We start from the raw sequence: 17743 nt of genomic DNA on the forward strand, positions 1-17743 counted from the left end.
GGTCAGACCTCCTGGGATTGCCGGGCGGCCGCGAGGCGGACCGCGTCCATGATCTTCTCGTAGCCCGTGCAACGGCACAGGTTGCCCGACAGCGCCTCGCGGATGTCCGCGTCGCTGGGATTCGGGTTGTGCTCCAGCATCTCGTCGGCGGCGACCAGCAGCCCCGGCGTGCAGAAGCCGCACTGGACCGCGCCGGCGTCGATGAACGCCTGCTGGATCGGGGCGAGTTCGGTGCCCTCGCCGGTATGGGAGTCCTGCCCCTGAGGAGCCGGATGCCCACACGCACGCTGCCTGGCGTACTCCGCGAGCCCCTCGACGGTCACGACCTCGCGGCCCTCGACCTGCCCGGCGGCCACCAGGCAGGAACACACCGGAACACCGTCGAGCCGCACGGTGCACGACCCGCACTCACCCTGCTCGCAGGCATTCTTGGAACCCGGCAGCCCGAGCCGCTCGCGCAGCACGTACAGCAGGGACTCGCCCTCCCAGACGTCGTCGGCTTCCTGCGGACGTCCGTTGACCGTGAAATTGACGCGCATCACGCGACTCCCTCCGTGCGGGCGGCGGTGCCGCGGTACGACTCCCAGGTCCAGGTCAGCGTGCGGCGGGCCATGATGGAGACCGCGTGGCGGCGGTAGCTCGCCGTGCCCCGGACGTCGTCGATCGGGTTGCAGGAAGCGGCGCACAGGTCCGCGAACTGCTTGACGACCGACGGGGTGATGATCTTGCCGTTGTCCCAGAACCCGCCCTCTTCCAGAGCGGCGTTCAGGAACTCCTCGGCGGCCTTGGCCCGAACGGGAGTGGGAGCGGCCGACCCGATACCTGTGCGCACAGTCCGCGTCTGCGGGTGCAGCGCGAGCCCGAAGGCGCACACGGCGATGACCATGGCGTTCCTGGTGCCCACCTTGGAGTACTGCTGGGGCCCGTCGGCCTTCTTCACATGAACGGCGCGGATGAGTTCGTCCGCGGCCAGCGCGTTGCGCTTCACCCCGGTGTAGAACTCGTCGATCGGGATGAGCCGCGATCCCCGTACGGACTCCACCTCGACCTCGGCGCCCGCCGCCAGCAGGGCGGGGTGGGCGTCACCGGCCGGGGAGGCGGTGCCGAGGTTGCCGCCGACGCCGCCACGGTTGCGGATCTGCGGGGAGGCCACGGTGTGCGAGGCGAGGGCCAGGCCCGGGAGCTCGCCGCGCAGGTTCTCCATGATGTGGGTGTACGGCACGGAGGCGCCGAGCCGCACGGAGTCCTCGCCGACCTCCCAGTCGGTGAGCTCGCCGACGCGGTTCAGGTCGAGCAGGTACTCGGGCCTCCGGTGGTCGAAGTTGATCTCGACCATCACGTCGGTGCCGCCCGCGATGGGCACAGCGGTGGGGTGCTCGGCCTTCGCGGCGAGCGCCTCCTCCCAGCTGGCGGGGCGAAGGAAGTCCATGACCGGCTCTCTTCTTCGTCTCGTGATCGTACGGATCGAGCCAGATCGTGTGCGGCGGGCCCGGCTCGTTCATGTGCTGTTTACGCGGAGTGGAGCCAGTACACAGCGACGTACTCCGACCGGGTCAGTCACGGAAACCATGAAGGAGTTGGCTGGTCGGCGCCCTCATCTTGTAGATTCGTATGAACGGAGGCCCTCGGTAACCTCCCTGCTTTCCTGCGGAAACGTGCGACACGGCCCACGTGACCTGCACCACAGCCCCGGAGACGACAGAAGTCTCTCCGCACTCCACCGGACACCCCCTCCATCGTAGTTTTCGAGACAAAGAACGGCGGCGACGAGAATGCGGCTGCGCGCACTGCTGGACACCGACGCGCTGGGCCTGCGGCTGCTCGGCGGCGAGCACGAACTGGATCGCACCGTGCGCGGTGTGATGACCACGGACCTGCGCGACCCGAGCCGCTACCTCTCGGGCGGCGAACTGGTCCTGACGGGCCTCGCCTGGCGCCGGGACGCCACCGACTCGGAGCCTTTCGTACGACTCCTCGTGCAGGCCGGAGTGGTCGCGCTGGCGGCCGGCGAGGCGGAGCTGGGCAACGTACCCGAGGACCTGGTGATCGCCTGCGCCCACCACCGCCTCCCCCTCTTCGCGGTGCACGAGTCGGTGGCCTTCGCGACGATCACCGAGCATGTCGTACGGCAGGTCTCGGGTGAGCGCGCGGGTGACCTGGCGGCCGTGGTGGACCGCCACCGCCGCATGATGACCTCGGGCCCGGCAGGAGGCGGCCCGGACGTGGTGCTGGACCTCCTGGGCTCCGACCTGGACCTGCGCGCCTGGGTCCTGTCCCCCACCGGACGCCTGATCGCGGGCCCGAAAGTGGCGGGCCCCGGCCTGCCCGCGGACACCTGCGCGAAGCTCGCGGCGGAACACCTGGCCGCGGTCCGCACCGGCCGGCGCGGCCCCCACAGACTCACCCTCGGCTCGTCGACGTACTCCCTGTTCCCGGTCCGCAGCAGCGGCCGCTCCCCGCAGGCCTCCAGGGACGTACGCGAGACGGTCCTGTCCGACTGGCTGCTGGCGGTGGAGGCGGACGCCGGCGACTGGCCGGAGGAGCGCCTCGACCTCCTCCAGGGCGTCACCCAGCTGATCTCCGTGGAACGCGACCGCAGGGACGCGGCCCGCACGGTCCGCCGCCGACTGGCCCAGGAGGTCCTGGAGCTGGTCCAGACGGGCGCCGTCCCCGCCGAGATCGCGGCCCGTCTCCGCGTGGCGGCCCCGGTCCTCCTCCCCGGCCTCGGAGCGGCCCCCCACTGGCAGGTGGTCGTGGCGACGGTCGAATGGCAGGACGGCGACCTGGAGGGCGGCCCGGTGGCCCAGTCCCTCCTGGAGGAGATCCTGGTGGACCCCCTGGCGACGGGCCCCGAGCCCTCGGACCGTATCGCGGTGGCCCACACGGGCGACGAGGCGATCGCCCTGGTCCCCCTCCCGGCGGTCTCGACGGAACACGACGGCTCGGAGGCGGGCATCCTGGCGGACGCCCTGCTGGAGTCCGTACGGGACCCCCTGTCGGCCGGCCTCGACGACGACGGACGGGTCACCCTGGGCGTCAGCGCGTCGGTCCACTCGGCGGAGGGCCTGCGCGGCGCCCTGGAGGAAGCCCGGCACGCCCGCCGGGTGGCGGCGGCCCGCCCGGGCAGGGTCTGCGCGGCCGGCCACCAGGAACTGGCCTCGCACGTCCTCCTCCTCCCCTTCGTCCCGGACGACGTACGCCGAGCCTTCACCGCCCGCCTCCTCGACCCCCTCCGCGACTACGACCGCCGCCACCGCGCCGAACTGATCCCCACCCTGGAAGCCTTCCTGGACTGCGACGGCTCCTGGACCCGCTGTGCGACCCGTCTCCACCTGCACGTCAACACGCTGCGCTACCGCGTCGGCCGGATCGAGCAGTTGACGAGTCGTGACCTCTCCCGCCTTGAGGACAAGCTGGATTTCTTCCTGGCACTGAGGATGAGCTGAGCCCCGTGGGTCCCCGGACACCCACGACTTTGTGAATTCCTTCACCCACCCCCTTGGCCGGGCCACGGGTTTCGTGCTGAGATGCCGCCACCACTCAAAGCTCGAAGGCGCGCTCGGGGAGGGCAATGTGGCGGATACCGCCATGTCTGGTAACGGAACGACCGCCGGCGACGATCCACTCCAGACCGCGGTATGGCGGCTGCGCTCCCGGGCCTGCTGGGCCGACGCGGCCGCCCTGCTCCAACCGGTCACCGCACCGGCGGCCCTGCAACGGGCGTCGCTGCTGGTGGAGCGCTGTCTCTACACCGAGCAGGGCTGGCCGGAGGCGGAGGACGCGCTGCGCACCGCGGAGGCGCTGGCGCACAGCGACGACGAGCGGGGGGCGGCCGCTTGTGAAAGAGGGCAACTTGCGTACGCGTCGACGCTCCACGGGGTCCGTGACCGCGCGGACGAGGCGCGGGCGGCACTGGGCCGGGCCGCGGCGCTGATCCCTCCGGGGGCTGAGGGAAGAGCCCTGCTCGACTTCCGCCGCGGCCTCCTGGCAGAGAACCTGGCCCACTCCCCCCAGTCGGCCCGGGCGGCCTACCGCCGCGCCCACGCGGGCGCCACGGCGCAGTCCGACCCCCTGCTGCTCTCGTTCACCTGGCGCCACCTCGCCGGACTGGCCCTGCGCGACGGGGAGTTGGCCGAGGCGCGACACGGCTTCGCCGAATCACTCCGGATCCGGGAGGAGTTGGGGTACCTGGTGGGGACGGCGCCGGCGCTCGCCTCCCTGGCGGACGCGGAGGTGGAACCCGAGGCGTCCCGACTCCGCGAGGAGGCACGGCGGTTGTACCGGTTGCTGGGCGGCGTACCCACGTGGCTGGCACGCCAGTTGGCTCCGCCGGCGGCGACGGCGTGAACTGACAGTGCGCGTGAGGATGGGCCGGGCGCCTATTCAGGTGCCTCGCTGTGACGCTGCGCTGGGCCTGGGCCGGGCGCCTATCGGGGGTGCCGGGTTCGGTTGCTGGGCGGGTGCGGGTCGGTGGGGGCTGGTCGCGCAGTTCCCCGCGCCCCTAAGGGGTTGCAGCCAGCCTGCGCCACAACGGACCGCCAACCACCTCGCGCACCACGACGGACCGTTCCCCGCCCCGCGCACCACGACGGACCGTTCGCCGCGCCGTGCGCCACGACGGACCGTTCGCCGCGTACGGCGCCAAGGGGACGGGGTGGGGGGTGTCCGCCCGCAGCGGCCGGCGTCCATCACCGAGCCCTGCTCAAGGAACCGAGCCGCCGGACCGAGGACGGATACCCCCCACCCCGGCCCCGACCCACCCACCGAACCCAACGCGCTACGCACGCCCCCACCGGACCCGCACAGGCCGCCGCAGGCATCCAGGGCGCGGGGAACTGCGCAAAAACACCAGCCCCCACCCACCCCGCACCCGCACCCGCACCCGCACCCGCACCCGCACCCGCAAGACGCCCACCCCCCACCACCCGATCAGCCGCACCCAACAGCAAAGAAATGGCCCCGCCCGAAAACCACCCCCGGACGGGACCACCCCCACACAGCACGCTCAGCGACGAGCGACACCCTCCGCCCGAGCCGCCGCCGCGACCGCCGCCGTGACGGCCGGAGCGACCCGCTCGTCGAACGGCGAGGGAATCACGTAGTCCGCCGCCAGGTCGTCACCGACCACCGACGCCAGCGCCTCCGCCGCCGCGATCTTCATGCCCTCCGTGATCCGGGAGGCCCGCACCTGCAGCGCCCCCGCGAAGATCCCCGGAAACGCCAGCACGTTGTTGATCTGGTTCGGGAAGTCGGACCGCCCGGTGGCCACCACGGCCGCGTACTTGTGCGCGACATCGGGGTGCACCTCGGGGTTCGGGTTCGCCATCGCGAACACGAAGGCACCCTCCGCCATGGAGGCGACGGCGGACTCCGCGACCGTACCGCCGGAGACGCCGATGAAGACGTCGGCACCGGCCAGCGCGTCCTCCAGCGACCCGGTCAGGCCCGCCTTGTTGGTGAACCCGGCCAGCTCCCGCTTCACGGACGTGAGGTCGTCCCGGTCACCCGACACGACACCGCGCCGGTCGGCGACGGCGACGTCACCGATCCCCGCCTCGACGAGCATCTTGGCGATGGCGACACCGGCCGCACCGGCACCGGAGATCACCGCACGCAGATCCCCGATCGACCGCCCGCTCAGCCGCGCGGCGTTCCTGAGCGCCGCCAGCGTCACGACGGCCGTCCCGTGCTGGTCGTCATGGAAGACGGGAATGTCCAGCCGCTCCTGGAGCCGCTTCTCGATCTCGAAGCACCGAGGAGCCGAGATGTCCTCGAGGTTCACGCCACCGAAGGAGGGCGCGAGACGGACCACGGTCTCGATGATCTCGTCGACGTCCGTGCAGGCCAGGGCGAGCGGAACCGCGTCCACTCCGCCGAACTGCTTGAACAGGATCGCCTTGCCCTCCATCACCGGGAGGGAGGCCTCGGGCCCGATGTCACCGAGTCCGAGGACGGCCGTACCGTCGGTCACGACGGCGACGACGGACGACTTCCACGTGTAGTCGTGGACGAGCTCCGGCTGCTCGGCGATGGCGCTGCACACCTTCGCCACGCCGGGCGTGTACGCGAGGGACAGGTCGTCCTTGTCGCGGACCGGCACGGTGGCCTGCACGGCCATCTTGCCGCCGCGGTGCAGCGCGAACGCGGGGTCGAAGGAATCGAGGGGCTCCGCCCCGCCCTCCTGGCCCGTATGACTGTCGCTGCGAGGATTGACGATCTCCGCTGCCACTTTGTTGTACCCCTTAGGTCTTCATGGTTTGAGGGTGGCCACTCCTGGTTGAGAAGTGGGCGGGCACCGCGACCGGCCCTGATCACTGATGCGTACGGGCCAGTACGCGACGGGCGCGCCGCACACGCGCCCTGAGCCCCGGATGAGGGGTGTAAAGAACCTTCTTACCTGACGACCGGCGTCGAGGACGAGTCCAATACGTGCAAGGTCACATGACGGAACGCAAATCGATCATCGATCACCGGAGAGCGGTGACATGAATCATGGGACGTAATTCGGACAAGCCATCGAAGGCCCCTTGACGATCACCGAGGGCGCGCTCGAGTCCCCGCGCCTCGCTCCGGCCCGCTCGCCCGCACCGCGGGACACACCGAAGATCTTCCGGCCGGAATGCCAGATTCCCGCAGATGGTCCGGTCGCGATGTACGGACATGGTGTGGTTCGGGGGTCACCCGTTATCCGATTTTGACATGACCGGCATCCTGAATGGTCCAGTCCGAATGGCAAGATGCCGTAATCACACGAGGTCGCGACACTCGAAGGCGTGTGCTCTCGTCGACCTGAGGAATGAAGGCCGTGCTCCGAACCCATCGGCAGCCGCCCCGCCCATCGGCAACTCCACCCATCCGCCGGAGGAACCCAAAATGACCGCAAGCTCCACCCGTCGTACGACCGTCGCGCGCACCAGGACAGCCGCGGTAGGTGCGATCGCGGTCGCAGGCGCCCTGATTCTCACCGGTTGCGGTGACCAGACCGGCAGCAGCAGCTCCGACGAGTCGTCCAACAGCGCGCCGCTGTTCGACAAGCTGCCTGCGAAGATCCAGAAGGCCGGCGTCATCAAGGTCGGCACCAACGCCGAGTACGCCCCCATGGAGTACCAGGAGGGCGGCAAGATCGTCGGCGTCGATCCCGACATCGCGGCCGCCCTGGGCAAGCAGCTGGGCGTGGAGTTCAAGTTCACCTCGGGCTCCTTCGACGGCCTGATCAGCTCCCTGAACTCCGGCCGCTACGACGTGGCCATGTCCTCCATCACGGACACCAAGGCGCGCCAGGAGGGCCTGGACGACAAGGGCAAGAAGCTCGGCCCGGGTGTCGACTTCGTCGACTACTTCACGGCCGGCACCGCCATCTACGTCCAGAAGGGCAACCCGAAGAACATCAGCTCGATCGACGACCTGTGCGGCCAGACGGTCGCCGTACAGACCGGTACGACGTACCAGCAGATGCTCAAGGACCAGTCCAAGAAGTGCACGGACGCCGGTAAGAAGGCGCTGAAGATCGAGTCGTTCGACAACGACACCGAGGCCCAGACCCGGGTGAAGTCGGGCGGCGCCGTCGCGGGCGTCAACGACTACCCGGTCGCCGTCGACATCGCCCGCAAGGCCGACGGCGGCAACGCCTTCCAGGTGGTCGGCGAGCAGGTGGACGCCGGACCGTTCGGCCTCGCCGTGAACAAGGACAACAAGGAGCTCACGAGCGCCCTGGAGGCGGCCGTGAACGCCATCATCGAGGACGGCACGTACAAGAAGATCCTGGAGAAGTGGGGCGCCGAGACGGGCGCCATCGACAAGGCCGCGATCAACGGCGGCAAGTGACGGACCCCGCACCACTGAAGGGCAGTCACTGTGACTGACAAGCTCGACAAGGAGCCGGCGGACACCCCGCCGTCGGCCTCCCTCGCCCCTGAGGCGATCAAGGCCATCCCCGTGCGCCACTACGGCCGTTACGTCAGCGCCGTCGTCGTACTGGCGCTAGTGGCCCTGCTGGTCAACGCGTTCGCGACCGCCAAGAAGATCCAGTGGCACGCGGTCGGCGACACGCTGTTCGACTCCACGGTCCTCGCGGGCGCCGGCCGCACCCTGCTGATCACCGTCCTGGCGATGGTCCTGGGCGTGGTCCTGGGCGTCGTACTGGCCGTCATGCGGCTCTCTAAGAACCCGGTGACGAGCTGGGTGGCCTGGTTCTACATCTGGTTCTTCCGCGGGACGCCGGTCTACGTCCAGCTCCTGCTCTGGTTCAACCTCGCGCTGATCTTCCCGGTCCTGAACCTCGGTCCGATCTACAAGGACGAGATGACGGACGTGATGACGCCGTTCATGTGCGCGCTGCTGGGCCTCGGCCTGAACGAGGCGGCGTACATGGCCGAGATCTGCCGGGCCGGCCTGCTGGCCGTCGACGAGGGCCAGACGGAGGCCTCGCACGCGCTCGGCATGAGCCACGCCAAGACGCTGCGCCGGATCGTGATCCCGCAGGCGATGCGGGTGATCGTGCCGCCGACCGGCAACGAGTTCATCAACATGCTGAAGACCTCGTCGCTGGTGTACGCGGTGACGTACAACGAACTGCTGCGCGCGACCTCGACCATCGGCTCGACGTCGTACGCGGTGATGGAGATGCTGTTCGTGGCCTCCATCTGGTACCTGGTCATGACCAGTGTGTTCAGCGTGTTCCAGTACTACCTGGAGCGCCGCTTCGCCCGCGGTTCGTCCCGGAACCTGCCGCCGACGCCGTGGCAGCGGATCAAGGTCAACCTGATGGCGTTCAGCCGTGAAAGGGGCGCGGCATGACCGCCATGGTGAAGGCCGAGGGTGTCCACAAGTCCTACGGTCTGGTCGAGGTCCTCAAGGGCATCGACCTGGAAGTGAAGCAGGGCGAGGTCTTCTGCCTCATCGGCCCCTCCGGCTCCGGCAAGTCGACCTTCCTGCGCTGCATCAACCACCTGGAGAAGATCAACGCCGGCCGGCTGTACGTCGACGGCGAGCTGGTCGGCTACCGCCAGAAGGGCGACAAGCTGTACGAGCTCAAGGACAGCGAGGTCGCGCTCCAGCGCCGGGACATCGGCATGGTGTTCCAGCGGTTCAACCTGTTCCCGCACATGACGGCCGTCGAGAACGTCATGGAGGCGCCGGTCCAGGTCAAGGGCGTGAGCAAGTCCGAGGCCCGGGAGCAGGCCAGGGAACTGCTGGAGAGGGTCGGTCTCGCCGACAAGGCGGTGAGCTACCCGGCGCAGCTCTCCGGCGGCCAGCAGCAGCGCGTGGCGATCGCCCGGGCGCTCGCGATGGACCCGAAGCTGATGCTGTTCGACGAGCCGACCTCCGCCCTCGACCCGGAGCTGGTCGGTGACGTCCTCGACGTCATGCGCGACCTCGCCGAGTCCGGCATGACGATGGTCGTCGTCACCCACGAGATGGGCTTCGCCCGCCAGGTCGGCGACAGCCTGGTCTTCATGGACGGCGGCGTGGTCGTCGAGTCCGGCGACCCCCGCGAGGTCCTGACGAACCCGCAGCACGAGCGCACCCAGGCGTTCCTGTCGAAGGTCCTCTAGGCCCTCTAGGTCCCGGCGGTACGACGACGAAGGGGCGGTACGGGCTTCCCGTACCGCCCCTTTCGCATGGGCGGCTACTTGAGCGCGAGCAGCAGCGTGTCCGACGGCGAGCACCACACCGGCCGGACCTCGCCGAAACCCTGTTCGCGCAGCACGCGCGTGTGCCAGTCCACCGAGGGCGTGTCGCCCTCCGCGTGCTCGCCGTAGATCTCGAAACGGCGGGCCGTGGGCGCCGCGAGGAGCGGGTCGGCGGCGGCGACCTCCCACCAGGCGGCCCAGTCGAGGGCGCCGTCGCGCTTGGCCCGCTCCATGTGCGCGTGGCGCTGCGCGCGTTCGGCCGCGTTGATCCGGGGCGTCGTCTCGTCGGTCATGTGGTCCGCGTTCATGAAGACACCGCCGTCGCGGACGAGTTCCGCGATCTGTCCGTAGAGGGCCGCGAGGGGTTCGCTGTGCAGCCAATGGAGGGCCGTGGCGGTCAGGACGGCGTCGTACGAGTCGTACGGCAGCTTGGTGGGCCAGTGCGGGTCCTTGAGGTCGGCCGTCACGAAGGTGACCCGCTCGTCGGCCGCGAAGGTGCCCTCGGCGATGGTCAGCAGCGCCGGGTCGAGGTCCACGCCGGTGCTGGTGGCCTCCGGGAACCGGGCGAGCAGCCTGGCCGTGATACTTCCCGTGCCGCACGCGAGGTCGAGCACCCGGGGCCGGGGGCCGACGAGGGCCTCGGCCATGTCCAGCATGACCCGGAACCGCTCCTCGCGGTCCGGCATGTACCACTCCTGCTGCCGGTCCCAGCTCTCCTGCCAGGCCTGCCAGTCGGTGTCAACACCGGTCGCCATCAAAGCCCCCTGTCCGCTCACTGTCGTAATACCCTGGAAGCACGATCAGCTGTTACCTGACCGCACCACGACGATAGAACGCCTCCGTAAGGACTACAAGTGGAACTGGCCTATTACTCGGACTACGCCGTACGTCTGGTCAACAGCGAGGACCCGGCCCGCGCCAAGGACGCGCTGACCTCGGTCGAGGCCGTCCGTGATCTGTTCGGCGCCAGCCAGGACGCGGGCCGCCGGGCCACCGAGGCCGACGTCACCCGCTTCCGCTCGGTCCGCGGCCGGTTGCGGGCGGTCTTCGAGGCGGCGGACCAGGGCGACGAGGAGACGGCGGTGAACCTGCTGAACTCGCTGCTGCTGGAGTTCCCGGTGAGTCCGCAGATCTCCGGCCACGACTTCCGCGACGACGACGGCCGCCCGCTGTGGCACATGCACCTGGCGGACCATCCGTCCAACGCCACCGCAGGCTACGCGGCGATCGCGGCGATGGGCCTGGCCTTCCACCTCACCGAGTACGGCGTGGACCGGCTGGGCCTGTGCGAGGCGGCCCCGTGCCGCAACGCCTACCTCGACACGTCCACGAACCGCTCCCGGCGCTACTGCTCCGACCGCTGCGCCACCCGCGCCAATGTGGCCGCCTACCGGGCCCGCAAGCGCCTGGAGGCCGACCGGTCGGGCAACACGGGCCGTACGGCGGACAGCGCCCAGCGCACGGCGGCCAGCGGCGAGCGCTGACCGGGCGCGAGCGGCCGGTACCTGAGCCGGGCCTTCCCGAGTACGAGTTCCTCCGGTACGGCGCCGTAGTCCGTGCTGTCGCCGCCCGCGAACGCGTTGTCGCCGAGCACCCACCAGCCGCCCTCGCGCCGCTCCACGGCCCGTTTGACGACGAGCAGGTCCTGCTGGAAGGGATGGCGCAGGATCACCACGTCACCGGGCCGGACCCGGGCACCCCAGTGGACGACCAGCTGATCCCCGTGGTGGAGGGTCGGCACCATCGAGGGGCCGGTCACCTCGGCCACCCCCACGAAGGGCAGCAAGGACCTCCCCTGCTCGGTCTCCTGCGACAGCTCCGGCATTCCCGGCACCTCCCCGGTACGTTCGTCCACCAGTCTCAGTCTGACCCCGGACTTTTGTCCTAAGCCCATGGGGGCACTCGCGAATTCGCCTCTCCCAGGGAGTAATGTCGCACCTGAGAAGACGATCACGAGGAAGGAACGCTCCATGCTTTCCCGCCTGTTTGCCCCCAAGGTCAAGGTCAGCGCACACTGCGACCTGCCCTGCGGTGTGTACGACCCGGCCCAGGCCCGCATCGAGGCGGAGTCGGTGAAGGCCGTGCAGGAGAAGATGGCCGCCAACGACGACGCGCACTTCCAGGCTCGCGCCACGGTCATCAAGGAGCAGCGCGCCGAGCTCGCGAAGCACCACGTTTCCGTGCTCTGGAGCGACTACTTCAAGCCCCCGCACTTCGAGAAGTACCCGGAGCTGCACCAGCTGGTCAACGACGCCCTCAAGGCCCTCTCGGCCGCCAAGGGCTCGACCGACCCGGCCACGGGCCAGAAGGCTCTGGACTACATCGCCCAGATCGACAAGATCTTCTGGGAGACCAAGAAGGCCTGACCTCCGCGTCAGCCTCCGCCGACCCGCGATCGGTGCACCATCGCAGGTCAACGGGAACCCTGAAGGGGCCCGGTCGTCATGGCCGGGCCCCTTCGGCGTTCCCGTGCGTCCATGCCGGTCCGGGGAATAGCCCCTGTCCACACGGGACTTGGTACTCATGCAAGATCCGTGATCCAGGAGCAGGGGGCAGGGATGAGTGAGGAACGCGCACTGGTCGTCGGCGGCGGCGGGGTCGCCGGGATCGCATGGGCCACAGGAGTGCTGGCCGGGCTCGCCGACGCCGGCGTGCACGTCACCGACGCGGACCTGCTGCTCGGTACCTCGGCCGGGTCGGTCGTGACCGCGCAGCTCGCCAGTGGGACACCGCTGCCGGAGCTGCTGCGGGCCCAGGTGGACCCGGAGTTCCAGCGCGAGGAGCTCCAGCCGCCCGAGGGCGCGCTCGCCGCCCTCTTCGAGTTCGCCGCGAAGCTGGACGCCGAGGTCGACGACCCGGTCGAACGGCTGCGCAGGATGGGCGAGTTGGCGCTGGCCGCGGACACCATCACCGAGGCCGAGCGACGGCCCGTGATCGCGGGCCGGCTCCCGTCCCACGAGTGGCCGCGGCGCCCGCTGTCCGTGGTCGCCGTGAACGCCCGCACCGGCGAGACCCGGCTCCTCGACCGCGCCTCGGGCGTCGGCCTGGTGGACGCCGTGGCCGCGAGCTGCGCCCTGCCCGGCGTCTGGCCCGCCGCGACCGTCGACGGCACGCCCTACATCGACGGCGGTGTCCGCTCCTTCACCAACCTCGATCTCGCGGCCGGTCACGCCCGTACGCTCGTCGTCGCCCCGATGCCCGACCCGGTGCTGGAGGCCGACGCGGCGGCGATCGTGGAGCGCGGCGGCCGCGTCGAGGTCATCACCCCCGACGAGGCCGCCCTCACCGCGTTCGGCGACGACCCGCTGTCCCCGGCGAGCCGGACGCCCGCCGGCCACGCCGGCTTCGCCCAGGGCAGGACGGCGGCACCGACGGTCGCCGCCCTGTGGACCGGCGCCTAGGGCCTGTCCGGCGGATCAGGCCGGCTCCAAGGACGGGCGCCCTGTCAGCGCAGGTGAGCGGGGTCTGGTGCGTGCAGCTGCAAGGGGAGGAGGGAGTCGACGCGGAGCGTCGGCGAGTGACGACAACGCGGCAGATGCGCGTGCCAGGCCCCGCGCCGCCGGCATGATCCGCCGGACAGGCCCTAGTCCTCACCCGCCTCAAGGAGGCCCGCCGCCGCGCCCACGATCCGTGGGTCCGGCGTACCGACGACCTCCTCGTCCTTGTCCGAGTAGTCGAAGCGGGCCAGCACACTGCGCATGGCCTCGACGCGGGCCCGCTTCTTGTCGTTGCTCTTGACCACCGTCCAGGGGGCGAACTCGGTGTCCGTCTCACGGAACATGGCGACCTTGGCGGCGGTGTAGTCGTCCCAGCGGTCCAGGGACGCGAGGTCCATGGGGCTGAGCTTCCACTGCCGTACGGGGTCGATCTGGCGGATCGTGAAGCGGGTGCGCTGCTCGCCCTGCGACACCGAGAACCAGAACTTCAGCAGGTCCACGCCGTCGTCGACGAGCATCCGCTCGAACAGCGGGGCCTGCCGCATGAAGCGCCGGTACTCGTCGTCGGTGCAGAAGTCCATGACCCGCTCGACCCCGGCCCGGTTGTACCAGGACCGGTCGAACAGCACGATCTCGCCCGCGGTCGGCAGATGTTCGACGTACCGCTGGAAGTACCACTGCCCGCGCTCGCGCTCGGTCGGCTTCTCCAGCGCCACGACCCGCGCGCCACGAGGGTTCAGGTGCTCCGTGAAGCGCTTGATCGTGCCGCCCTTGCCGGCCGCGTCCCGTCCCTCGAAGACGATGACGAGCCGACGCCCGGTCTCCTTGATCCAGCTCTGGAGCTTCAGTAGTTCGATCTGCTGGAGCCGCTTGTGCCAGTCGTACTCCTTGCGCTCCATGCGGTGCGCGTAGGGGTAGTTCTCCCGCCAGGTGTCGATGGGACTCCCGTCCGGGCGGATCAGCACGGGGTCGTCCGGGTCGGTGTAGTCCACCTTCAGGTCGGTCAGCAGGGGCGTCATCCGCGCTCCCCCTCTCACAGAGTCTCAGTGGAACTGGGGCACGATCAGATGGATGCCGTACGCCACCACCGCCGCGCAGGCGAGGAAGCACAAGGCTGCCTGGGCGACGCCGAGGTTCGACGTGCTGCCGCCATTTTCCCTCGCTCCCTCGAAACGGGCGAGGCCGAGGACGCCGAGGGCGAAGACGACGACCACGGCGACGGTGACGCCGATGCTCACCGCGGTGACCTGGCCGAGTGCGGTCCAGTCGATGCTCATGACAGGGACTCCTGGGGCTCAGGCGGCCGTACCGACGCGCGTCGGCGGCTCGGTGCGGATGGTGACCTCGTGGGCGTCGTTGACGTTGTGGGCGCTGACCGGGTTGCGGCGGGAGACGAGGACGATGCCCGCGGCGACGGCCGCGCCCACCAGGGCGACGACGACGGTGCCGAAGTTGCCGCCGTGCTTGACCGCGCTCGCGGAGAGGCCGCCCACCAGCGCGGCGGCGGGCAGGGTGATCAGCCAGGCCAGGACCATCCTGCCCGCGATGCCCCAGCGGACCTCCGCGAGCCGACGGCCGAGGCCCGCGCCGAGGATGCTGCCCGAGGCGACCTGGGTGGTGGACAGGGCGAAGCCGAGGTGGGCGGAGGTCAGGATGACCGTCGTGGACGCGGTCTCGGCGGCGAAGCCCTGCGGGGACTGGATCTCGGTGAGGCCCTTGCCCATGGTGCGGATGATCCGCCAGCCGCCGAGGTAGGTGCCGAGGCCGATCGCGAGACCCGCGGAGGCGATCACCCAGACCGGCGGGCCGGCGTCATGGCCGAGCGCACCGGCGGAGATGAGGGTCAGCGTGATGACGCCCATGGTCTTCTGGGCGTCGTTGGTGCCGTGCGCGAGGGAGACGAGGGACGCGGAGGCGATCTGGCCGAGCCGGAAGCCCTTGGTCACCGAGTCCTTGCGGCCGCGGGCGGTGAGCTTGTAGGCGAGGTAGGTGGCGATCAGGGCCGCGACGCCCGCGACGACCGGGGAGGCCACGGCGGGGATCAGGATCTTCTCGACGACCTTGTCGAAGTGCACGCCGTGCTCACCGGCGCCGACCCACACCGCGCCGATCAGCCCGCCGAACAGCGCGTGCGAGGAGCTCGACGGGAGGCCGACCAGCCAGGTCAGCAGGTTCCACAGAATCGCTCCGACGAGCCCCGCGAAGATCATCCCCGGTGAGACGAGGGTGTCGTCCACGATGCCGCCGGAGATCGTCTTGGCGACCTCGGTCGACAGGAACGCGCCCACGACGTTCAGGACACCGCTGACCAGGACCGCCGTCCTGGGTTTCAGCGCGCCGGTGGCGATGGACGTCGCCATCGCGTTGGCCGTGTCGTGGAATCCGTTGGTGAAGTCGAAAGCCAGGGCTGTGACGATGACGACCGCCACGAGGAACGTGATGTGGTCCATGCCTCTCATGGGAGCAAGCGCTTCCGTACGGGAGGCGAACGTGAGGCAAAGCCCGTTCCAGGTACCCGCACCCAGCCGGTGAGCATCGTGCGATGCTGGCGTGATGGTGAGCATCGAGGACCTGGTGCGGCTGCGGCAGGCGCGGGACCGCATGGACCGCGAGTACACCGAGCCCCTCGACGTCCCCGCGCTCGCCCGCACCGCGCTGATGTCCCCCGGGCACTTCCAGCGCAGCTTCCGCGCGGAGTTCGGGGAGACGCCGTACGGCTATCTCATGACCCGGCGCATCGAGCGCGCGAAGGCGCTGCTGCGGCGGGGGGACCTGTCGGTCACGGAGGTCTGCATGGCCGTGGGGTGTACCTCCCTCGGCTCCTTCAGCTCCCGCTTCACGGAACTGGTGGGCGAGACACCGAGCGCCTACCGGGCCCGCGACCACGAGGAGATCGCGGGCGTTCCGCCGTGTGTGGTCCGCAGGCACACCCGGCCCCGACGGGCCTAACGTGGGGCCATGGACATCAAGCTCAAGAACTGCTTCATCGCGGTGGACGACCACGACAAGGCGATCGCGTTCTACCGGGACGTCCTGGGCATGGAGGTGCGGGGCGACGTCGGGTACGAGGGGATGCGCTGGGTGACGGTCGGCTCGCCGCTCCAGCCGGACGTGGACATCGTCCTGGAACCGCCGGCCGCGGACCCGGACGCGTCCCCCGCGGACAAGGAGGCGATGGCGCGGCTGCTGGCGAAGGGGCTGTTGCGGGGCGTCAACTTCACGACCACCGACTGCGACGCCCTGTTCGCCCGGGTGCGGGAGTCGGGGGCCGACGTCATCCAGGAGCCCACGGACATGCCGTACGGGGTGCGGGACTGTGCGTTCCGGGATCCGGCGGGCAACATGCTGCGGTTCATGCAGGTGCCGAAGTAGGGGCGCCTACGATCACCGCATGACTACCCGCTGGACGTACGCCTTCGTTGACCGGCCCGTCGCACGATTCGCCCAGGCCTGCGACTTCTGGGCCGGCGTGACCGGCACCCGGTTGTCCGAATTCCGGGGTGAGCGGCGGGAGTTCGTGACCCTCCTGCCGCTCGACGGGGCCGACGCGAGCGTCAAGGTGCAGGCCGTGGCCTCCGGGCCCGGCGGTGCTCATCTCGACTTCTGTGTCGACGACGTACGGAAGTTCGCGAAGGCGGCGCAGGCACTCGGCGGCCATGTGGTCGCCGATCAGGGCACGTTGGTCGTGCTCCGCTCCCCCGCCGGTCTGCTGTTCTGCGGCGATCCCTGGCGCGGGCAGTCGAGCCGCCCACCGGTGGTCCGCGGCAGCCGTCTCGACCAGGTCTGCCTCGACGTCCCACCCTCCCTCCACGACGCCGAAGTCGCCTTCTGGTCAGCGCTGTTGCCCGACTGGGAGTCCCGTCCGGGTTCCCTGCCCGAGTTCCACGTCCTCGTGCCCCCGCCCGGCCTGCCGTTCCGCATCCTTCTCCAGCGCCTCGACGAGGAGCGCCCCGCCGCCGCCCACGTGGACCTGGCCTGTGCGGACGTCGAGGCGACGCGGGCGGAACACGAGCGCCTGGGGGCCGAGTTCGTCACCCGCCACCGGAACTGGGCGGTGCTGCGCGACCCGGCGGGCGGCCTGTACTGCCTGACGGGGCGGGACCCGGAGACCGGCGGACTGCCTAGCGGGTCCTGAAGAAGCAGAGGGTCCGGCCCTTCTCGTCGGGGGTGGCGCCGGCGCACGCCGACTCCCACCCCTCCGGCAGCGAGGGCGTCGGACTGCTCTCCTCCCAGCCGTACGGCCCCGGCGGCTCGGCCGAGTCCTGGAGCCAGAGCGTGAGCCCGCCCGCGACGACCACGAGAGCCGCCCACAGCAGCAGGGTCCGGCGCCATAACCGACGGCGCCCGGTCACCCCCATGTCTCCACGTCGACGACCGCGGTCACCGGGAGCGGCCCGTAGACGTGCGGGAACTCCTCGCCCCCGGGCCGCGCGGCCTCGTACTTCAGCGGTACGCCGAGCCGGTCGGGGTCGATGACGAGGACCACCAGGTCCGGTACATCGGCGAAGAAACGGGCGGCCGTGCCCGGGAGTTGCGCCCGCGTCGAGCAGTGGATGAACCCCTCCTCCTGGAGGGTGCGGCCGCGGGTGGACATCTCGTACGCGCCCCGGACCAGGGCCTCCTCCCAGAGGGAACGTTCGGTCAGGTGCACGATGGCGTTCGTTGTGGACATGC

At 70.3% G+C, this 17743-nt stretch carries 21 protein-coding genes; 11 read left to right on the forward strand and 10 right to left on the reverse strand.

The annotated features are described in order from the left end of the window. Positions 1 to 2 precede the first annotated feature (2 nt). Positions 3 to 539 carry a (2Fe-2S)-binding protein gene (locus tag AB0D34_RS19015; protein ID WP_362662893.1) on the reverse strand — a complete coding sequence of 179 codons (537 nt, stop codon included), beginning with the start codon at positions 537 to 539 and terminating at the stop codon, positions 3 to 5. Beyond that, positions 539 to 1429 carry a xanthine dehydrogenase family protein subunit M gene (locus AB0D34_RS19020; RefSeq protein ID WP_362662895.1) on the reverse strand — a complete coding sequence of 297 codons (891 nt, stop codon included), beginning with the start codon at positions 1427 to 1429 and terminating at the stop codon, positions 539 to 541. Before AB0D34_RS19020 ends, AB0D34_RS19015 begins: the two co-directional genes overlap by 1 nt. A gap of 343 nt (positions 1430 to 1772) precedes the next feature. Between AB0D34_RS19020 and AB0D34_RS19025 the strand changes: the two genes are divergently transcribed. Then, positions 1773 to 3446: a PucR family transcriptional regulator ligand-binding domain-containing protein gene (locus AB0D34_RS19025; RefSeq protein ID WP_362662897.1), complete on the forward strand. Its 1674-nt coding sequence runs from the start codon at positions 1773 to 1775 to the stop codon at positions 3444 to 3446. A 127-nt stretch (positions 3447 to 3573) separates the two neighbouring features. Next, the gene (locus tag AB0D34_RS19030; RefSeq protein WP_362662898.1) at positions 3574 to 4347 is read left to right on the forward strand and encodes a hypothetical protein; all 774 of its coding nucleotides are present in this window, start codon (positions 3574 to 3576) and stop codon (positions 4345 to 4347) included. A gap of 658 nt (positions 4348 to 5005) precedes the next feature. Here AB0D34_RS19030 and AB0D34_RS19035 read toward each other — a convergent pair. Further along, positions 5006 to 6229: an NADP-dependent malic enzyme gene (locus AB0D34_RS19035; RefSeq protein ID WP_362662900.1), complete on the reverse strand. Its 1224-nt coding sequence runs from the start codon at positions 6227 to 6229 to the stop codon at positions 5006 to 5008. Between the two features lie 644 nt (positions 6230 to 6873). On the opposite strand from AB0D34_RS19035, the gene AB0D34_RS19040 reads away from it, so the two are divergent. Genes AB0D34_RS19040 through AB0D34_RS19050 form a run of 3 tightly spaced genes read left to right on the forward strand, consistent with a single transcriptional unit; the run spans position 6874 to position 9554 of the window. Next, entirely contained in the window at positions 6874 to 7824 is a 951-nt protein-coding gene (locus AB0D34_RS19040; RefSeq protein ID WP_362662902.1) for an ABC transporter substrate-binding protein, read from the forward strand. A gap of 30 nt (positions 7825 to 7854) precedes the next feature. Beyond that, positions 7855 to 8796, forward strand: a complete 942-nt coding sequence (locus tag AB0D34_RS19045) for an amino acid ABC transporter permease (protein WP_362662904.1) — start codon at positions 7855 to 7857, stop codon at positions 8794 to 8796. After that, positions 8793 to 9554: an amino acid ABC transporter ATP-binding protein gene (locus tag AB0D34_RS19050; protein ID WP_362662906.1), complete on the forward strand. Its 762-nt coding sequence runs from the start codon at positions 8793 to 8795 to the stop codon at positions 9552 to 9554. Before AB0D34_RS19045 ends, AB0D34_RS19050 begins: the two co-directional genes overlap by 4 nt. Before the next feature lie 74 nt (positions 9555 to 9628). On the opposite strand, the gene AB0D34_RS19055 is transcribed toward AB0D34_RS19050, so the two are convergent. After that, entirely contained in the window at positions 9629 to 10387 is a 759-nt protein-coding gene (locus AB0D34_RS19055; RefSeq protein WP_362662908.1) for a class I SAM-dependent methyltransferase, read from the reverse strand. Positions 10388 to 10486: 99 nt separating this feature from the next. Between AB0D34_RS19055 and AB0D34_RS19060 the strand changes: the two genes are divergently transcribed. Continuing rightward, the gene (locus AB0D34_RS19060; protein ID WP_362662910.1) at positions 10487 to 11116 is read left to right on the forward strand and encodes a CGNR zinc finger domain-containing protein; all 630 of its coding nucleotides are present in this window, start codon (positions 10487 to 10489) and stop codon (positions 11114 to 11116) included. Here the strand turns inward: AB0D34_RS19060 and sodX are convergent. Then, complete coding sequence (sodX, locus tag AB0D34_RS19065; RefSeq protein WP_362662979.1) at positions 11020 to 11457, reverse strand: nickel-type superoxide dismutase maturation protease; 438 nt, start codon at positions 11455 to 11457, stop codon at positions 11020 to 11022. The genes AB0D34_RS19060 and sodX overlap by 97 nt on opposite strands. A 145-nt stretch (positions 11458 to 11602) precedes the next feature. Between sodX and sodN the strand changes: the two genes are divergently transcribed. Together sodN and AB0D34_RS19075 are read left to right on the forward strand one after the other, a co-directional pair. Further along, a complete protein-coding gene (sodN, locus tag AB0D34_RS19070; RefSeq protein ID WP_055531247.1) occupies positions 11603 to 11998 on the forward strand; it encodes a superoxide dismutase, Ni in 396 nt (131 codons plus the stop codon). A 192-nt stretch (positions 11999 to 12190) separates the two neighbouring features. Next, on the forward strand, positions 12191 to 13033 hold the full coding sequence (locus AB0D34_RS19075) for a patatin-like phospholipase family protein (RefSeq protein ID WP_362662912.1): 843 nt from the start codon (positions 12191 to 12193) through the stop codon (positions 13031 to 13033). Positions 13034 to 13215: 182 nt separating this feature from the next. Here AB0D34_RS19075 and ppk2 read toward each other — a convergent pair whose 3' ends face one another. The 3 genes from ppk2 to AB0D34_RS19090 are packed head-to-tail and all read right to left on the reverse strand — an operon-like array spanning position 13216 to position 15519. Further along, positions 13216 to 14088, reverse strand: coding sequence for a polyphosphate kinase 2 (gene ppk2 / locus AB0D34_RS19080; RefSeq protein ID WP_362662914.1), 873 nt, complete (start codon positions 14086 to 14088; stop codon positions 13216 to 13218). A gap of 24 nt (positions 14089 to 14112) precedes the next feature. Next, positions 14113 to 14346: a hypothetical protein gene (locus AB0D34_RS19085; RefSeq protein WP_362662915.1), complete on the reverse strand. Its 234-nt coding sequence runs from the start codon at positions 14344 to 14346 to the stop codon at positions 14113 to 14115. 18 nt (positions 14347 to 14364) lie between these two features. Further along, positions 14365 to 15519, reverse strand: a complete 1155-nt coding sequence (locus AB0D34_RS19090; protein ID WP_362662916.1) for an inorganic phosphate transporter — start codon at positions 15517 to 15519, stop codon at positions 14365 to 14367. Positions 15520 to 15622: 103 nt separating this feature from the next. Between AB0D34_RS19090 and AB0D34_RS19095 the strand changes: the two genes are divergently transcribed. The 3 genes from AB0D34_RS19095 to AB0D34_RS19105 are packed head-to-tail and all read left to right on the forward strand — an operon-like array spanning position 15623 to position 17204. Next, on the forward strand, positions 15623 to 16018 hold the full coding sequence (locus AB0D34_RS19095; protein WP_362662918.1) for a helix-turn-helix transcriptional regulator: 396 nt from the start codon (positions 15623 to 15625) through the stop codon (positions 16016 to 16018). A 9-nt stretch (positions 16019 to 16027) separates the two neighbouring features. Continuing rightward, positions 16028 to 16441 carry a VOC family protein gene (locus tag AB0D34_RS19100; protein ID WP_362662919.1) on the forward strand — a complete coding sequence of 138 codons (414 nt, stop codon included), beginning with the start codon at positions 16028 to 16030 and terminating at the stop codon, positions 16439 to 16441. A gap of 19 nt (positions 16442 to 16460) precedes the next feature. Beyond that, positions 16461 to 17204, forward strand: a complete 744-nt coding sequence (locus AB0D34_RS19105; protein WP_362662921.1) for a VOC family protein — start codon at positions 16461 to 16463, stop codon at positions 17202 to 17204. On the opposite strand, the gene AB0D34_RS19110 is transcribed toward AB0D34_RS19105, so the two are convergent. Beyond that, entirely contained in the window at positions 17191 to 17427 is a 237-nt protein-coding gene (locus AB0D34_RS19110) for a hypothetical protein (protein ID WP_362662923.1), read from the reverse strand. The two genes, AB0D34_RS19105 and AB0D34_RS19110, sit on opposite strands and share 14 nt — an antisense overlap. Next, the gene (locus AB0D34_RS19115; RefSeq protein ID WP_362662925.1) at positions 17418 to 17741 is read right to left on the reverse strand and encodes a DUF952 domain-containing protein; all 324 of its coding nucleotides are present in this window, start codon (positions 17739 to 17741) and stop codon (positions 17418 to 17420) included. Before AB0D34_RS19115 ends, AB0D34_RS19110 begins: the two co-directional genes overlap by 10 nt. Between the last annotated feature and the right edge of the window lie 2 nt (positions 17742 to 17743).

The organism is Streptomyces sp. NPDC048420 (assembly GCF_040651535.1).
Classification (GTDB): domain Bacteria; phylum Actinomycetota; class Actinomycetes; order Streptomycetales; family Streptomycetaceae; genus Streptomyces.

What these genes read in the sequence shown, in the direction of transcription:
- AB0D34_RS19085 (WP_362662915.1), bottom strand. Translation starts at nt 14,346, where the DNA reads ATGAGCATCGACTGGACCGCACTCGGCCAGGTCACCGCGGTGAGCATC.
- AB0D34_RS19095 (WP_362662918.1), top strand. Translation starts at nt 15,623, where the DNA reads ATGGTGAGCATCGAGGACCTGGTGCGGCTGCGGCAGGCGCGGGACCGC.
- AB0D34_RS19115 (WP_362662925.1), bottom strand. Translation starts at nt 17,741, where the DNA reads ATGTCCACAACGAACGCCATCGTGCACCTGACCGAACGTTCCCTCTGG.
- AB0D34_RS19040 (WP_362662902.1), top strand. Translation starts at nt 6,874, where the DNA reads ATGACCGCAAGCTCCACCCGTCGTACGACCGTCGCGCGCACCAGGACA.
- AB0D34_RS19110 (WP_362662923.1), bottom strand. Translation starts at nt 17,427, where the DNA reads ATGGGGGTGACCGGGCGCCGTCGGTTATGGCGCCGGACCCTGCTGCTG.
- AB0D34_RS19090 (WP_362662916.1), bottom strand. Translation starts at nt 15,519, where the DNA reads ATGGACCACATCACGTTCCTCGTGGCGGTCGTCATCGTCACAGCCCTG.
- AB0D34_RS19020 (WP_362662895.1), bottom strand. Translation starts at nt 1,429, where the DNA reads ATGGACTTCCTTCGCCCCGCCAGCTGGGAGGAGGCGCTCGCCGCGAAG.
- sodX (WP_362662979.1), bottom strand. Translation starts at nt 11,457, where the DNA reads ATGCCGGAGCTGTCGCAGGAGACCGAGCAGGGGAGGTCCTTGCTGCCC.
- AB0D34_RS19055 (WP_362662908.1), bottom strand. Translation starts at nt 10,387, where the DNA reads ATGGCGACCGGTGTTGACACCGACTGGCAGGCCTGGCAGGAGAGCTGG.
- AB0D34_RS19015 (WP_362662893.1), bottom strand. Translation starts at nt 539, where the DNA reads ATGCGCGTCAATTTCACGGTCAACGGACGTCCGCAGGAAGCCGACGAC.
- sodN (WP_055531247.1), top strand. Translation starts at nt 11,603, where the DNA reads ATGCTTTCCCGCCTGTTTGCCCCCAAGGTCAAGGTCAGCGCACACTGC.
- ppk2 (WP_362662914.1), bottom strand. Translation starts at nt 14,088, where the DNA reads ATGACGCCCCTGCTGACCGACCTGAAGGTGGACTACACCGACCCGGAC.
- AB0D34_RS19105 (WP_362662921.1), top strand. Translation starts at nt 16,461, where the DNA reads ATGACTACCCGCTGGACGTACGCCTTCGTTGACCGGCCCGTCGCACGA.
- AB0D34_RS19050 (WP_362662906.1), top strand. Translation starts at nt 8,793, where the DNA reads ATGACCGCCATGGTGAAGGCCGAGGGTGTCCACAAGTCCTACGGTCTG.
- AB0D34_RS19025 (WP_362662897.1), top strand. Translation starts at nt 1,773, where the DNA reads ATGCGGCTGCGCGCACTGCTGGACACCGACGCGCTGGGCCTGCGGCTG.
- AB0D34_RS19100 (WP_362662919.1), top strand. Translation starts at nt 16,028, where the DNA reads ATGGACATCAAGCTCAAGAACTGCTTCATCGCGGTGGACGACCACGAC.
- AB0D34_RS19075 (WP_362662912.1), top strand. Translation starts at nt 12,191, where the DNA reads ATGAGTGAGGAACGCGCACTGGTCGTCGGCGGCGGCGGGGTCGCCGGG.